Source organism: Claveliimonas monacensis (assembly GCF_014982975.1).
GTDB classification, from domain to species: domain Bacteria; phylum Bacillota; class Clostridia; order Lachnospirales; family Lachnospiraceae; genus Claveliimonas; species Claveliimonas monacensis.
Window position 1 is genome coordinate 1 of sequence record NZ_JADCKL010000019.1, and the last position, 15942, is coordinate 15942.

The 15942-nt window shown below is 53.4% G+C and carries 16 protein-coding genes; 2 read left to right on the forward strand and 14 right to left on the reverse strand.

Features of this window, described 5'->3' with window-relative positions:
* Positions 1–149 precede the first annotated feature (149 nt).
* Positions 150–509 (forward strand): hypothetical protein, encoded by a 360-nt coding sequence (locus tag INF30_RS14070; RefSeq protein WP_076780260.1) that lies wholly within the window; start codon positions 150–152, stop codon positions 507–509.
* Here INF30_RS14070 and dnaB read toward each other — a convergent pair.
* The 5 genes from dnaB to INF30_RS14095 all read right to left on the reverse strand — a co-directional run bounded on the left by dnaB (position 492) and on the right by INF30_RS14095 (position 6563).
* On the reverse strand, positions 492–1832 hold the full coding sequence (gene dnaB, locus INF30_RS14075; RefSeq protein WP_226395668.1) for a replicative DNA helicase: 1341 nt from the start codon (positions 1830–1832) through the stop codon (positions 492–494). The genes INF30_RS14070 and dnaB overlap by 18 nt on opposite strands.
* Positions 1833–1845: 13 nt before the next feature.
* Positions 1846–2295, reverse strand: a complete 450-nt coding sequence (gene rplI, locus INF30_RS14080; protein WP_226395664.1) for a 50S ribosomal protein L9 — start codon at positions 2293–2295, stop codon at positions 1846–1848.
* Complete coding sequence (locus tag INF30_RS14085; RefSeq protein ID WP_076780256.1) at positions 2296–4356, reverse strand: DHH family phosphoesterase; 2061 nt, start codon at positions 4354–4356, stop codon at positions 2296–2298.
* Between the two features lie 140 nt (positions 4357–4496).
* Entirely contained in the window at positions 4497–5513 is a 1017-nt protein-coding gene (gene galE / locus INF30_RS14090; RefSeq protein ID WP_076780254.1) for a UDP-glucose 4-epimerase GalE, read from the reverse strand.
* A gap of 123 nt (positions 5514–5636) precedes the next feature.
* Positions 5637–6563, reverse strand: coding sequence for a nucleotidyltransferase family protein (locus tag INF30_RS14095; protein WP_076780252.1), 927 nt, complete (start codon positions 6561–6563; stop codon positions 5637–5639).
* Positions 6564–6752: 189 nt separating this feature from the next.
* On the opposite strand from INF30_RS14095, the gene INF30_RS14100 reads away from it, so the two are divergent.
* Complete coding sequence (locus INF30_RS14100) at positions 6753–7673, forward strand: AraC family transcriptional regulator (RefSeq protein ID WP_076780251.1); 921 nt, start codon at positions 6753–6755, stop codon at positions 7671–7673.
* A gap of 44 nt (positions 7674–7717) precedes the next feature.
* Here INF30_RS14100 and murD read toward each other — a convergent pair whose 3' ends face one another.
* The 9 genes from murD to INF30_RS14145 form a co-directional block, all read right to left on the reverse strand.
* Positions 7718–9130 carry a UDP-N-acetylmuramoyl-L-alanine--D-glutamate ligase gene (gene murD / locus INF30_RS14105; RefSeq protein ID WP_226395665.1) on the reverse strand — a complete coding sequence of 471 codons (1413 nt, stop codon included), beginning with the start codon at positions 9128–9130 and terminating at the stop codon, positions 7718–7720.
* 16 nt (positions 9131–9146) lie between these two features.
* On the reverse strand, positions 9147–10517 hold the full coding sequence (locus INF30_RS14110) for a hypothetical protein (RefSeq protein WP_033126220.1): 1371 nt from the start codon (positions 10515–10517) through the stop codon (positions 9147–9149).
* Positions 10518–10623: 106 nt separating this feature from the next.
* Entirely contained in the window at positions 10624–12102 is a 1479-nt protein-coding gene (locus tag INF30_RS14115) for a sulfatase-like hydrolase/transferase (RefSeq protein ID WP_226395666.1), read from the reverse strand.
* Positions 12103–12106: 4 nt separating this feature from the next.
* Positions 12107–12952 carry an aminotransferase class IV gene (locus tag INF30_RS14120; RefSeq protein ID WP_076780244.1) on the reverse strand — a complete coding sequence of 282 codons (846 nt, stop codon included), beginning with the start codon at positions 12950–12952 and terminating at the stop codon, positions 12107–12109.
* Entirely contained in the window at positions 12949–14289 is a 1341-nt protein-coding gene (locus INF30_RS14125) for a D-serine ammonia-lyase (protein ID WP_226395667.1), read from the reverse strand. The genes INF30_RS14120 and INF30_RS14125 overlap by 4 nt, the downstream gene beginning before the upstream one ends.
* 136 nt (positions 14290–14425) lie before the next feature.
* Positions 14426–14692 (reverse strand): 30S ribosomal protein S18, encoded by a 267-nt coding sequence (rpsR, locus tag INF30_RS14130; RefSeq protein WP_033126215.1) that lies wholly within the window; start codon positions 14690–14692, stop codon positions 14426–14428.
* Between the two features lie 32 nt (positions 14693–14724).
* Positions 14725–15165, reverse strand: a complete 441-nt coding sequence (locus tag INF30_RS14135; RefSeq protein WP_033126214.1) for a single-stranded DNA-binding protein — start codon at positions 15163–15165, stop codon at positions 14725–14727.
* An 18-nt stretch (positions 15166–15183) separates the two neighbouring features.
* The gene (gene rpsF, locus INF30_RS14140; RefSeq protein ID WP_033126213.1) at positions 15184–15471 is read right to left on the reverse strand and encodes a 30S ribosomal protein S6; all 288 of its coding nucleotides are present in this window, start codon (positions 15469–15471) and stop codon (positions 15184–15186) included.
* A gap of 130 nt (positions 15472–15601) precedes the next feature.
* A complete protein-coding gene (locus INF30_RS14145) occupies positions 15602–15793 on the reverse strand; it encodes a DUF951 domain-containing protein (RefSeq protein ID WP_033126212.1) in 192 nt (63 codons plus the stop codon).
* Between the last annotated feature and the right edge of the window lie 149 nt (positions 15794–15942).

The following is a 15942-nucleotide window of genomic DNA, read 5'->3' on the forward strand; positions in this document are numbered from 1 at the left end:
TTGTTTTGGTCGATGACATTATACACGAAAAGGGAGGTCAATGCTCTTTTTATTTGCAAACCTCCAAAAGATCAAGGTAAAACGTAACTTTAACCAATAAAAAGCATGGTAGTTTTGGACACTACCCTATGTATAAAGGGGGTATGAATATGGGAAATGCACTGAACACACTCAGCAGCGCAACAAAAGAAGACACAAAGCTGTATAACTGCATCAAAGAACTGTACGAGCAGGGTGTTCCCTTTGACGAGCTGAAGGCGCTCATTCCCGATATGAAGCGCACAAGGGAACAGCTCCGCATAAAACGCATGCTGGAAAACAACAACGAAGTGCTTGCAGCCATGATCACAAAAGAAATGTCCTTCCTTCTGGACGCAAAAGAACGGCAGGAAGAAGAACAATTTAAAAAGCTGGACCAGCTCATCCGGCAGCAGCAGTCCTTTCGAAAAGAGACTGCCGGAAGCCAGGGAGCGGCCCAGCGGTTAAAACGCCTATTCCTTCCAGGTTAGGTTTGCAAACTTCGTGTAATCCGGCAGCCATGCCAGGTGAACGGTCCCTATGGGGCCGTTTCTTTGTTTTGCGATAATGATCTCCGCCTGGCCCGGGGTCTCTGTATCTTTGTTGTAATAATCGTCCCGGTAAATGAACATGACCACGTCCGCGTCCTGCTCGATGGCACCGGACTCACGCAGGTCCGAGAGCATGGGTCTGTGATCCGGCCGCTGCTCTACTGCTCGGCTGAGCTGGGAGAGGGAGATGACAGGCACATTCAGCTCTCTGGCCACCCCTTTCAGGGACCGGGAGATATCTGAGATCTCCTGCTGTCTCGACTCAGACCGGCCTCCTACCCGCCCGCTCATAAGCTGCAGGTAATCGATGATGATCAGATCCAGCCCCTGCTCCAGTTTGAACTTACGGCACTTGGACCGCAGCTCTGAGATGGAGATACCCGGCGTATCATCTATGATCAGCTTGGATTTTCCAATGATCCCGGCGCTCTCGATGAGCTTCTCCCAGTCGTCGTCCTTCAGATTACCTGTACGCAGGGACTGGGAGTCCACCTGGGACTCCAGGGAGAAAAGACGGTTCACCAGCTGCTCCTTGGACATCTCCAGACTGAAGATAGCCACCGTCTTTCCGCTCTTGAAAGCCGCGTGCTGGGCGATATTCAGGACAAAGGCCGTCTTTCCCATGGAAGGACGGGCTGCCACCAGGATAAAGTCCGAGGGCTGCAGACCGGACAGCTTGTAGTCCAGATCCAGGAACCCGGTGGGGATACCGGTCACTGTTCCCTTGGTCTTGGACGCTTTCTCGATCTTTTCCAGCGCATTCAGGACCACTTCCTTGATGGGCACATAGTCCCCGGTTCCCCGCTTCTGGGCCAGTTCAAATATATTTTTCTCCGCTGTCTCAAGGACAGCCTCCATAGGCTCACTGCCCGCATAGCAGGCGCCGGAAATCTCATCATTTACCTTGATGAGCTTCCGGAGCATGGATTTCTCAAAGACGATCTCCGCATAGTATTTCACATTGGCGGATGTGGGCACTGCTGCCACCAGCTCTCGGACGAACTCCAGACTGGAGATCTCCTCCGGCACATTCTTCTCTTTGAGCCTCTCCTGCAGGGTGATCAGATCCACCGGCTTGCCTTCGTTAAAAAGCTCCGTCATGGAGTCAAAGATCACGCCGTATGATGTCTGGTAGAAATCACTGCCGCTGATGATCTCGGAAGCGGTCATGATGGCATCTTTGTCCATCAGCATGGCGCCGACTACCGACTGCTCCGCCTCTATGCTGTGGGGCGGGACACGCTTGATGAGGGCTTCCTCCATATCCGGCATCTTCCTATGCCTCCTCCGTAACGTTTACTGTCAGCTCTGCTGTTACCTTTGGGTGAAGTTTCACAGGAACATGGAAGGTTCCCAGGGATTTCAGCTGCTCCTTCAGCTGGACTTTCTTCTTGTCGATATCCAGGCCAAGCTGCTCCTGAGCCGCCGCCGCAATCTCCTTGGAGGACACAGAGCCAAAGGCCCTTCCGCCCTCTCCCGTCTTGATGGAGACAGTCACCTTGCTCTCCTCCAGCTTCTTGCCCAGCTCGCGGGCAGCCTCCAGCTGCTCCTGGGCGATCTTGTCCTGGTTTGCCTTGTGGAGCTTCAGGTCGTTCATATTCTTATTGTTCGCTTCCACGCCCTTCTTTGTCTTGAGAAGGAAGTTTCTTGCGTATCCGTCGTTCACTTCCACGATGTCTCCCTTTTTCCCAAGGGATTTTACGTCCTGCAGTAAAATAACTTTCATCTATAAATCTCCTTTTTCTATCATTTCATCGATGACTCTCTTGAGGGATGTCACTGCCTCATTCATGTTGGTGTGGTCAAACTGCGCGCCGGAGGCATTCATGTGGCCGCCTCCGCCCAGCTTCTCCATGATGACCTGCACGTTCACCTCGTCGATGGATCTTGCGCTGACATAGATCCTTCCATTGTAGGCAGTGAGCACGAAGGTAGCCTTAATGCCGTCGATGTCCAGCAGCTCGTTGGCTGCCTGTGCGCCGATAATGGTGGGGCTCTCGATATGGAGATCCTCCCCCCGGGCGATGGCAAATATATCGCGGTATACCTCTGCGCTGCTGATGATGCCGGCCTTGGCCTGATAGGACTTCATATCGTCCCGCAGCATCTTCCGTACAAAGGGGATATCTGCCCCGCAGCGGCGCAGGAAGGCGGCCGCCTCAAAGGTGCGCACGCCTGTCTTGTTCATAAAGTTGTTGGTGTCAATGACAATGCCCGCATACAGGCTGTTGGCCTCCACGGCCGGTATCTTCACGTCGTCCGTGATATACTGGAGCACCTCGGAAACCATCTCGCAGGACGAGGAGGCATAGGGCTCGATGTAGGACAAAAGGGCGTTGTCGATATTGTCGCTTCCCTGCCTGTGGTGGTCGAAGACCACGATAGTGCGGGTCATGTTCAGGAGCTCCGGGCACTCTGTCATACCCGGCCGGTTGGTGTCCACCACAATGACCATGGAGCTGTCACCTGTCATCTCCTTGGCTTCCCCGGATGTGACGAACATGTCATCCGGGTAGGATGGATGCTCCACAAACTCCTCATACAATGGCCGGATCGTGGCTGACACGTCGTTGATAACAATGTGGGCCTTCTTCTCCAGCGCGGCTGCAGCCCGGTAAATGCCGATGGCAGCGCCAAAGGAATCCATGTCTGTCATCTTGTGCCCCATGACGAGAATGGTGTCATTCACTGTGATGAACTCCCGCAGAGCCTCTGCCTTCACTCTGGCTTTCACCCTGGTATTCTTGGAGGTCTGCTCCCTCTTGCCTCCGTAGTAGGTAATGCCATTGCAGTCCTTGATGACCGCCTGGTCGCCGCCTCTTGCAAGCGCCAGGTCGATGGCCGCTCTGGCGTAGGTGTAGCTCTGCACATAGGCGTTCTTGCTCAGACCCAGGCCGATACTTAAGGTGGCCGGGATGCTGTTCCCGATGTTGATGGCCTTCACGTCCTCAAGGAGAGAAAACCGGTCCGCCTCCAGTTCCTTGAAGCAGGACTTCTTCATGACAATAAAATACTTGTCCGTCTCCATCTTCTTGACAATGCCGTCCAGACGCGCGATATACTGGTTGATCTTCCTGTCGATGAGAGCCACCAGAAGACTCTGGCGCACCTCCTCCACACTGTCGATCATCTCATCGTAGTTGTCAATGTAAATAAGGCCGGCCACAAGCCGCTGCTCTTCATTCTGGCGCAGCGCCGTGTTCAGCTCTGTCACATCGGACAGGTAGACAGCGATAAAGTACTCCTTCTCCTCCGGCATGTCCAGAAGGCGCTCGGAGTCGCTGAAGCCCTCCACGGACACCTTCCGCAGTTCAGCCCGGTACTCCTTGTCGTGGTAGTAAACCTCCATCTCCACGATCTGATCCTCTTCCCTGGGGAAAATGCTCCGGTTCAGCTCGGGTATATACCGGCTCAGCACCGCCTCCCCCTTCAGCTTGCTGCCCAGGATCTCTCTGAACTGGTCGTTCATCCACATGAGTCTGCCGTCCTCCAGCAGGAGGGCATAGGGCACTGCCAGCTTTTTCAGAAGCGTGTTCTGTATGATTCCATACTGCGCCGCAAAGTCCACCAGGTCCTTCATGACAAGGGATTTACTGTAGACATACATGATCCCCACGATCGCAATATAGATCAGGACGAAGAACAGCATCAGCACACCGGCCCGCTTATCCAGGCGGTAGATCCATATATTCATGGCGATCAGGAGGATGGTCATAAACGCCGGCCACTGCATATAGAGCTTCAGTTGTCCCTTCAGGCGCACATTTTGTTTTGCTTTCTTTTTCATATCCGTTCCCTCGAAAAAACTAAAAAGCTGCTCACCGTATTATAGCACTTTTCTGCGGAAAAGAAAAGAGAAAAGGCAGGGGGCGGCCTTCTGCCGGCCTGCGCCCCTGCCTGTATATCTGTCTTTTGTTTTTCCCGGATCTATTTCTCGTATCCGCCCGGGTTCTGTGACTGCCATCTCCATGTGTCCTCGCACATCTCGTCCAGTCCTCTCTCGGCCTTCCAGCCAAGCACCTTAGCTGCCTTGGAGGGGTCTGCGTAGCACATGGCAATGTCTCCCTCACGGCGGGGTTTGATCTCGTAGGGGATCTCCTTACCGCATGCCTTGGAGAAAGCCTTCACCATATCCAGGACAGAGTAACCCTGGCCGGTTCCCAGGTTGATGACATCCAGTCCCGGGTTTGTGAAGATATAGTTGATGGCCTTCACATGCCCGATGGCCAGGTCCACCACATGGATGTAGTCGCGGACGCCGGTCCCGTCTGGTGTGTCATAGTCATTTCCAAACACGCCAAGCTTCTCCAGCTTTCCGACAGCAACCTGTGAGATGTAGGGCATCAGGTTGTTGGGGATACCCTTCGGGTCCTCTCCGATGCGTCCGCTCTTGTGGGCTCCAACCGGGTTGAAGTAGCGCAGGAGGATCACGTTCCAGGACGGATCAGCCTTCTGCACATCTGACATGATCTGCTCCATCATGGATTTTGTCCAGCCGTATGGATTGGTGCACTGTCCCTTTGGGCAGGCCTCTGTGATGGGCATCTCCTCCGGGCTTCCGTACACAGTGGCGGAAGAGCTGAACACGATGTTCTTCACGCCCACTTCCCGCATAACTTTCAGAAGTGTCAGGGTTCCGGAAATGTTGTTCTGGTAGTACTCGAGAGGCTTCTGCACAGACTCGCCCACTGCCTTCAGAGCCGCACAGTGGATGACTGCATCGATCTTCTGCTCCTTGAACATGGCGCGGAGCGCATCCTCGTCCTGCACATCTCCCTCATAGAAGCATACCTGCTTCCCTGTCAGCTCCTCCACACGTCTTAAGGACTCCTGGGAAGAATTGCTCAGATTGTCAAATACAACTACATCGTATCCCTCGTTCAGCAGTTCCAGAGCCGTATGGCTTCCGATGTATCCGGCTCCTCCTGTGATTAAAATCGTCATGGTGGTCTCCTCCTTTTTGGATCTGTTTTCCTGTTTATACTGTAATTATAGTTTGGCTGTCACTTGATTTCTATAATAATAGTGGCCGAAACTATAAATATATTGCGGATTTTTCTTCCTGGCCTATTTCTGTTCCCACAGGTGCTGCGGGTATACGCCATCGTCTTTCAGCTTCTGGATGGCAGCCATGACTACCGGCTTGTCCTCCTTGTATGTGACGCCGTACCATTTATCCGCAGAGTGGAGCACTGCCACGGATGCCTTGTCCTGTCCGATCAGGTCACTGACTACAGACGGAAGGAAGTACTCGCATTTCATGGGATTCGTCTTAAGCCCCTCCTCCAGGAAGGCCGGGAACCCTTTTTTGATCTCGTCCAGGATGCTCCTTGTGAATCCCCACATGTTCATGGAGACTGTCGTGTCTGCCGGCACGGATACCCATGTCTCCCCGTCGTCCTCAGAGTAGGCAATGCCGCCCTCCCTCTTCTCGATGCGGGTGCGCTCGTGGATGCCTGTCAGCTCTCCGGCCGCGTTCATGTCGCACAGTCCTCTGGCCACATGTCCGTTGTCCGTCACTGTGTTTCCAAGCTGGTATCCCACCATGGTATAGCGGTATTTCTCATCATCCTCGTGAGTGGACAGGTAATCGTAGATCACCTGGAAGGCCTCTTTTCCATAGTAGTCATCCGCGTTGATGACCGCAAAAGGCCCGTCGATCAGATCGATGGCTGAGAGGACAGCGTGAGCGGTTCCCCAGGGTTTTACCCTTCCCTCCGGCACGTCAAATCCTTCCGGGATATTGTGGAGATCCTGGTAGGCGTACTCTACCTCCATGATCTCGCTCATGCGGTTTCCGACTGTGTTCTTAAAGTCTTCCTCGATCTCTTTTTTGATAATAAAGATCACTTTCTCAAATCCGGCTCTCTTTGCATCGTACATGGAAAAATCCATGATGATGTGTCCCTCTTTGTCCACCGGATCGATCTGCTTCAGTCCGCCGTAGCGGCTCCCCATTCCTGCTGCCATGATCACTAATACTGGTTTTTTCATCTTTTTCATATCCTTTCTGAATATCTCTGATGTTCTCAATCGCTACGCTTATTGTAGTATAAATACCACGAAAAATCTTTATCTGATTTTGTGATTGATTTGTACAATCTGCATTTTGTTTTTGCTTTTTCTGCAAAATTAGAGTATGATAAGCATAAGTAAAAAATCAAGAGAAAGGAGGCGCTGCCCATGCCCTACATCGGTATTGACCTGAAAGACTCCATCACAGTGGGAAAGCTGTTCAGCATCCACTATTTTGAATACATGAGCGACTTTAAATTTCCCGGCGAGTCCCATGATTTCTGGGAGTTCATCTGCGTGGACAAGGGGGACGTGGCCGTCACCGGAGGGGATCGGAAGATCATCTTAAACCGGGGGGAAGTGGCCTTCCACCAGCCGGGTGAGTTCCACGATGTACAGGCTACCGGCAAAAGCGCTCCCAACCTGGTGGTCATCTCCTTCCAGTGTGACAGCCCGGCCATGGACTTTTTCCGTGGAAAGGTCCTCCAGATCGACGAGACCGAGCGCAACCTTCTGGCGGACATTGTCATCGAAGCACGCCACTGCTTTGACTGTCGGCTGGACGACCCCTACCTCCAGAACATGCCCCAGAAAGAGGCCGAACAGTTCGGCGCCCAGCAGCTCATCCGCCTCTATCTGGAGCATTTCCTGATCCATCTGCTGCGCCGCTGCTCCCAGCCCATCCCACTGGTGAAGTCAGCCATCCGGCCCCAGCCTCAGAAAGCCACCAAAAAGAAGAGCGACATCGAGCTGTTCAATCGGGTGGTGGATTACTTAGAGGCCCACCTGGGAGGCCACGTTACCATCGAGCAGGTGTGCCGGGAAAATCTCATCGGCCGTTCCCAGCTCCAGAAGATCTTCCGGGAGCAGAGCGGACTTGGAATCATCGAGTATTTTTCCCTGATGAAAGTCAACGCGGCCAAGCAGCTGATCCGGACCAACAAAATGAACTTCACTCAGATCTCTGAGCAGCTGGGTTACACCTCTATCCACTACTTCTCACGCCAGTTCAAGAAAGTCACCGGCATGACTCCATCGGAGTATGCCTCTTCCATAAAAGCAATGGCAGACGGGGATTTCAAGCCATAAGGCCGGACATCCCTGTCTGCCATTTTTTACGTACAGGAGCCGCCTTACCGGCTGTCCTGCCCGAAAATATATTGTTTGAAATACGCGCCGCGCTCTTCGAAATTCTTAAAGATCCCATAGCTGGCAGCCGCAGGCGACAGCACGCAGGCGCCTCCCTCTTCTCCCAGCTCTCTTGCCAGATCTATGGCCTCATCCAGATGTTCCACAAGCTCCAGCCGTCCGCTGGAAAAAAGTGTGGGATATTTCTCCTGGATCTCCTGGTAGATCCTCTTTCCTGTTGCCTCCATCAGAATGATATGCCGCACGCTGCTGCCGGTCAGGTACTCTTCCAGCTGACTGTAATCCACGCCACGGTCCATGCCGCCGATGAGAATGCTGTCCACGTTCTTGACACTCTCCAACGCCTGGATAGTGGTCTCACCGATGGTGGAGATGGAATCATCGTAAAAGCGTATCCCGCCTTTTACCCCCAGGTACTGAAGCCTGTGGGGGAGGGTCTGGAAAGTGCGCAGCGCCTTCAGGAATTTCTCGTCTGTCACCGAAAACTCTTTGCAGATCCCGTACACCACGCCGATGTCAAAGTAGTTGTGTCTTCCGAACAGGGACAATCCTTCCTCCGGAAGGCGCAGGCCGCTTCCTCTGTACCGCACGGCGTTGTCTGCCACCTCGATGTCCCCTCTGCCCTGGGCCTTCTCTCCCTCCGGCACCATGACAGCGGAGATGATCTCGCCCCGGCAGGGCACGCAGGCACTCTCCCTGCCCGCTCCTTCGATCTCCTTCCCTGGCAGCACATCCACGTTGCAGAAGAGGATGTCTCCCTCCTTCTGCCAGGCGTAGATGTTCTGCTTGGCCCGGACGTACTTCGCCATGGTTCCGTAGTGGTCCAGATGCTCCTCGTACAGATTGAGAAGGACGGCGATGCGGGGGGACACCCGGATATGCTCCAGCTGATGGCAGGAGAGCTCCAGCACGATGACCTCACCGGGCATGATATCCTCCGCAATGTCAAACACCGGAATACCGATATTTCCTGCCAGCACCGTGTCCTCCCCTGTCTCCTTCAGGATATGGTACAGAAGGGAGGACGTGGTGCTCTTTCCCTTGGTCCCTGTGATCCCCACGATCTGTTCCCGGAACCGCTCGATAAAGAGCTCTGTCTGGGAGACAAACCGGCACCGGTAAACCCCCGGATCTTCCGGCAGGACGATCCCCGGCGTCTTGAACACAATGTCAAAGGAGTCCAGAAGCTCCTTGTCCATGTAGTGCTCCCCGGTGTAGAGGTCGATCCGGTTCCCGCCAGCCTCCTTTGACGGGTCCACCTCTCTTAAGTCCGACACGGCCAGGGTCTCCCAGCCGCCGGCTTTGCAGACCAACCGCAGGCTGGATCTTCCCTCTCTTCCAAATCCCAGGATCAGCACTTTCTTACCTTCTATCGTCTGACGTATCTTCTTCAGCATCCTTTTGTCTCCCCCTTTATAAACACTTTTCCTTTATCAGAGCAAGACAGGACGGCGGCAGAAGATTTTCCCCGTCAAAGTAAGTAAAGAAACGTCGGTTTTCCGGGTCCTCTTTCCTGTAGAGGCCGGAATTTTTATAGTATGCAAAAAGCTCCGGCAGAGCCTGTCCTTCTTTTTCCAGTTTGTCAATGGTGAGGGATACGGCTGCGTTCACCTCATCCCTGCTGCCCACGCATTCAAATGGTTTCTCTTTTTCCATCCCCGTGAGCTTGCGGAAATCCTCCAGCATATCCGGGTCATCCAGCATATCCCGCCCAAAGATGGCGATGATCTCCTCCCTTGTCAGGAAGGGAGACAGGATCAGGCAGACAAAGAGGCACTTGGGACAGTGTCCGCACCACTTGTCCTCCTTGCTGCCGGCGTTGCAGCTGCGGAAAATGTCGTGGAACTGGCGGCACCGGGCAAAATACCGGGCGATCTGAAATTCGCTTAAAGGACGCAGCATACTGAAATAGTAAGTCCCGCTTCCTATATGCGCCGCCTCGTAGTCGTGGAAGGCCTTCTCAAAGCGGAAGCTCTTGGAGTACTGGTGGTTCACGGTACTCCCCTCCACTGTGCTCTCATTGGCACTGGACTCGTTGGACAGGGCGATGTACCTCAGCCCACTCATGTAGGCTGCTATTGTAGAAGAAAAAGCCACAATGGCGGAGTAGGGCGTATGCCCGTTTAAATAGCCCTGGCGGTTCAGCTCCAGCATGTTCTTGTCCAGGGTCCGCTTTACAGTCACCAGCTGGTCTTCACCATATCCGGCTCTCTCCACCGTCTTTAAGGTAGCGCCCCGGGGATTGATGATATAGCAGCAGTTCTTTTCCTTCTCCCCTTCCAGAAGAGACAGGGTCACAGCCGAGTCTTTGCCGCCTCCCACAGGGATCAGGAAGCCTTCCGCCTCCCGGCTCAGAGGCTGCTCAGCCCCCTCGACATCTCCGCCCAGAGACCGGATCTCCATAAAGTCCTCCTGGTTCTCCTGGATGCCGTTTGTATAGTAGAATTCTCCAAGCCCGTTAAAATACAGATCCTTCCACCATTCACACTGCTCCTCTGTCAGGCTTCCCGCCTCCACCTTGACCACAGGGGGGCAGGCCGTCTTCCAGTAGCTGATCAGCTCCACCATGCCCAGGGAGAAGACCAGCTTCTGAAATGTGCCGTTCTCCTTAAAGCACCTCTGCTCTCCCCGCTTCTTCGGGAACTCCCAGGTGGGATGAAAGGAGGCAAGCCCGGGGATCTCAAAATCATAGACGATCCCCACCTTGTCTGCACTCTCTTCTATCTCATATCCGCGATAAATAAATTCCGGATGTTCTTTTCTCAGTTCTGTATATGAATACATACATGCACCTTCCTCGTCATTTTTTCTTTGTATATCTTATCTCATTTTGCCCCTTTTCTCAAGTCATTCCGGGCAGTTGACAGGAGGTTTTGCGCGCATCCGTTCTCTATTTTCTGCGAACCAGGCTGTCCGGCTCCAGGCCAGTGTTGTAGTCAAGCTGCGGCACTTCGTAGTCCAGCTCTTCCCTCTGCCTGGTAAAACCTGTGTAGTCCCAAGAAGGTGCGGCTGCGTGAGTGTACCAGGGCCGCTGCTCCCACCAGTATCCTCGGAAGGGATCTCGTATCTCATTCATGTGTTCCAGCAGTCTCTTCATCATGTCGTCGCGGATGCTGGCAGTCTCTTCGTCACAGATACCGTTGTGCATTTCACCCGGATCTTTCTCCAGGTCATAAAATTCATCTTCGGACAGCAGGTTGATCACCAGCTTGTACCGCCCGTCGAAAATGCACCGGAGCGGCTGCCAGCCCCCAAAGCCGTCATGGTCGATCTCATAGCGGCCGAATTCCACAAATACATCCCGGCGGTCCGGACATTTCCCGTTCCGCACAAGAGGAAGAAGACTCTCACCCTGGAGCATCATCGGCTTCTGGAAGCCGAAGAAATCCCACACAGTGGCAGCCACATCGATGTGGGACACCGGCGTGTCTATCTCCCCGGATCCCTGCCCCCACAGGATAAAGGGGATGTGGGCGATCTCCTCGTAGGCTGCAGGCCCTTTTGCGTAGAGACAGTGGGACTGGGCCATATCTCCGTGGTCGCTTGTATAGAGAAGCGTAAAGTCATCCCCCAGGATCTCCCTGGCAGCCCCGGCCACCCGGCCGATCTCACTGTCCACAAAACTGTTGCACCCGAAAAGCTCCTTCATGCGGATGGTGAGGGCGTCTCTGTCCTGGTGTCTGCGGGGTCCGCTCCAGGCCTGCTGGTGGGGCGGTTTCTCTTCCAGCGTATCCCACACGTTTTCTTTTTTGGGCAGGCAGAAATCCTCATACATACTGGCAAAAGGTTCCGGGCACAGGGACGGGTCATGGGGCTCATCGTAGCTGAGAACCAAGAAAAAGTCCTCGTCTTTGTGCTTCCTGATATAGTCGATGGCCCGCTGGGAACAGCGGTAGGCATAGGTCTTCTCAAGAGGCCATGACTCTCTGTACATCGTCTGGCTGTCCCTGGACTTTCTGCGATCCTCCTCCGACAGTTCATCCAGATAATTGCGCATGTCGTACCAGTAATCCGGGTCCCACCCCTCGGGACACACGCCAAGTCCAAAGTAATCGCCTCCGTCCAGATGCCATTTTCCCACATACCCTGTGGCAATCCCCTTGTCGGACAGGCGCTGGCCGATGGTCTTTACATTGTCCCCAAGTGCCAGGGAATTGGCGTAGGAACCATTGACACAGGGATACTGGCCGGTGAACAGGGCGCTCCTGGCCGGACCGCACACAGGCTGCACGGTGTACGCCTTGTTAAACTTTACTCCCTCCCTGGCCAGCGCATCCAGACAGGGGGTTGAGATCCCCGCATTCTCATAGCAGCTGACCATATCCAGCCGCTGCGTGTCTGTCATAATCATAATAAATTGTTTCCGCATATCCTTACTCCTCTTTTGTCGCTTCATAGAATTCTTCCAGAAGGGCTGTCCGGAGCTTTTCTAGAAGTTCCCGGTTCTTCCCTCCCACCGGCCTGCCGTCAATCTCATCCGCATGCAGGCAGAGATTGCTGGAGCTGGTCACAATGACTTCCTGGGCGCTGAACAGGTCTTCCAGCGTGTAGGGTGTCTCGCTGACCGGGATTCCCAGTCTCTCGCACATCCTGATCAGATGAGCTCTCGCGATCCCCGGAAGGATCAGGTTGTCTGCCGGCGCTGTCACCAACTTCCCATCCCTGATAATGTGCACATTGCTATGGGCACACTCTGTCACTCGTCCGCCCGGCCTGTAGAAGACCGCCTCCTGGCATCCTGCTTTTCGCGCCTTCTCTGATGCCATGCAGGAAGGGATCAGGTTCAGCGTCTTGATATTGCAGTGTAAAAAGCGGGTGTCCTCTGTGGTGATCAGCTTGATGGGCTTCTCCCCGTCTGAGATCTCCGCAGGCCGCAGCGTGATCCACAGATTTCCGGGGCCCTCGGTAAATACATGATTGCGTATCCCTGTTCCCCGTGTCACCTGATAGTAGACAAACAGGTTGCCCGTGTCCATCTTGTTCACCATCTCCTGGAGGATCTCTTTCAGCTCCTCTTTTGTCACCGGTACCTGGATATCCAGCAGCCCTGCGCTGTTGAAAAACCGGTCCACGTGCTCGTCAATAGCAAAGATCTTATAGTTCCTGGCCGGCCCCGCATCGTAGACGCCATCCCCGAACCAGCACACCCTGTCGTTCATAGGAACCGTCATCTCCTCCAGCTCGCCATATTTTCCGTTATAGTAGCCTAATGTTTTCATGGTCTCCTCTCCTCTGCTTTTTTCACATATTCTGCCCTCACATCCGCAGGAACAAGGGAGCCGCCTGTGGCCCAGACAAGGTGCGCCGCCTGTTCCATCCTCTCCTCAAGTCCCTGCTCCTTGAGATAAGCCCGACAGACCTCCTCTTTTTCTATCCTGGCCGGCCCCGCAAAAGCCGCGCAGGAGCTGGGCTCTATAAAGATCCCTTCCCGGTCCAGCAGTTCTTTCATATACACATAGAGCCGGTCATCCTGTACCGTCACCTCACCGCTCAGCAGGTGTTCCACTGTCTTGCCCACAAACTTTGACGGTCTTCCCACAGCCAGCCCGTCCGCCTCTGTCATGCCGGAAAGGCCGATATCTTGGACGCAGATCTCATTGTGAAGGCCTGTAGTCATGCCAAGGATCATGCAGCAGGCCTGGACAGGCTCCGCATAAAAGACATGCACGTGATCCCCGTAGATCAGCTTCAGGCCAAAAGTGATCCCTCCCGGCGCGCCGCCCACCCCGCAGGGAATGTAAACAAAGAGCGGATGCTCCCCGTCCACTTTGACACCTGCCGCCTCCAGCTGTCTCTGCAGCCGCAGCGCAGACACCGCGTAGCCCAGAAACAGGCTGACAGAATTTTCATCGTCCACAAAATAGCTGGCAGAATCTCTCATGGCCTCCTCCCGGCCCTTTTTCACCGCCGCTCCGTAGTCCCCGGCATACTCGATGACCTGTACGCCCTTTGAGCGGAGCAGGTCTTTTTTCCACTGCTTCGCATCCTGGGACATGTGGACGTACACCCTGAATCCCAAGACCGCGCTGATGATCCCAATGGACAGGCCCAGATTACCGGTGGATCCTACATGCACGGCATACTGAGAAAAAAATTCCCGGAAGGGCTCCCGGGCAAAGACTTCATAACTCTTCCCTTCCTCCAGCATGCCTTCCCTGATGGCCAGCTCCTCTGCATGTTTCAGGATCTCATAAATGCCTCCCCGGGCCTTCACTGACCCGGCCACCGCCAGGTCCGAATCCATCTTCAAAAGGAGCCTCCCCTTAAGACCGGCTCCGTGCTTTTCATTCAGCCCGTCCTTCATCTTCTCTGTCTCCCGGATGGGGGACTCGATGAGGCCACCGTCCTTCTCCGTCTCCGGGAAGGCCCGGCGGATAAAGGGCGCAAACCTCTCCAGCCGCGCCTCGGCATCCCGCACATCCTCCATAGTCAGATCGATCTTTCTCATAGCCTCCTCTGTACTCTCAAGCAGCGGGTTGATCCAGGTCACTTCCTCTGCTTTCCGCAAGCTCCCCACGATGGGGGCCTTCTCTTCCAAAACATCTGTGCTTATCATGTTCTCCCCTCCTTTTACGTTTTCTTTCATTATAGATGCTGGAGCCTCTGCGCACAACCAGCTCCACGAAATTCTATAGGAATAAAAGAGCGGCAGATGGAATTTCCATCTGCCGCCCGGCATTTCACCCTACAGATTAGTCCTGAACATATGGCATTAAAGCGATATGTCTTGCTCTCTTGATAGCTACTGTCAGAGCTCTCTGATGTTTTGCACAGTTTCCTGTAATTCTTCTGGGAAGGATCTTTCCTCTCTCAGAGATATATTTTCTTAACTTTGCTACATCCTTGTAATCGATCTCGTTGTTCTCTTTTCCACAGAACACGCAAACTTTTTTTCTTCTGCGTCCGCCGCCTCTTCTCTTGAAGCCGCCTTCAGGACGATTTCCTTTCTCGAAAGCCATGATGGTCTCTCCTTTCTATACACAATATGTCCTTAATTAAACGGTAATTCTTCGTCTATTCCATCTGGAATATTCATGAAGCCGTCACCGGCCGGTGCGGCTGGTGCCGGTTGGGGAGCTGACTGGAAACCGCCTGCATGTGCATCGCTTGCAGCTTTGCTCTCGGCAAATTCCTGTTCTTCCACTACAACCTCTGTTGTGTATACCTTCACGCCGTCCCTGTTGGTGTAGCTGCCCGTCTGGATCCGTCCGCAGACAACGATCTTCAGTCCCTGTCTGTAGTATCTCTCCGCATGCTCAGCCTGTTTTCCGAAAGCAACGCAGGAAATAAAATCTGCGCTCTGCTCTCCGTCACGCTTGAACCGGCGGTCTACAGCCAGTGTAAATCTGGCGATGGCCAGCGGATTCTCTCCCTGTGAGTATCTCACTTCCGGGTCTCTCGTCAAACGTCCCATCAAAATTACTTTATTCATTCTTCTACCTCTCTTATACTATGCCTCTTGTTTTACGCATAAATATCTGAGTACGTTATCCATGATGCGAATTCTCTGCTCGATCTCGCCTGGAACTGTAGCATCAGCTTCGAAGTGGACGAAATAGTAATAAGCTTCTTTCATCTTCTGAATTTCGTAAGCGAGTCTTCTCTTACCCCATTCATCAACGTCTGTCACATTGCCGCCGAAACGAGTGATCATGTCTTTCACTTTCTCGATGACCTGTGCTCTCTCTTCGTCTTCGATCTTTGCATTGACTACAACAGCTAACTCATACTTATTCATGTAGTTTGCACCTCCTTCTGGTCTTTTGGCCCCTGGCTTTCTGCCGGGAGCAAGGATACCCTTCCGGACGATTTCCGGTCGGATACTGATATATCACGAGTTAATATGATATCATATGGTCTTGCTTATTTCAAGCTTTTTTCCTTAAATCTTTTGTATTTTTCTCCACAAGTTTTCTCGCGATCATGATCTGGTGCCCGCATCCTGTACACTTCAGGCGGAAATCCGCCCCTACCCGGAGGATCTCCCACTCAAAGCTCCCGCAGGGATGCTTTTTCTTCATCCTGACAATATCTCCCACTTCGTATGTGTACGGTGTCATCTTTCTTCCTCCCTCATGCTCCTGGTAGTGTCCAAAACTACCATGCTTTTTATTGGTTAAAGTTACGTTTTACCTTGATCTTTTGGAGGTTTGCAAATAAAAAGAGCATTGACCTCCCTTTTCGTGTATAATGTCATCGACCAAAACAA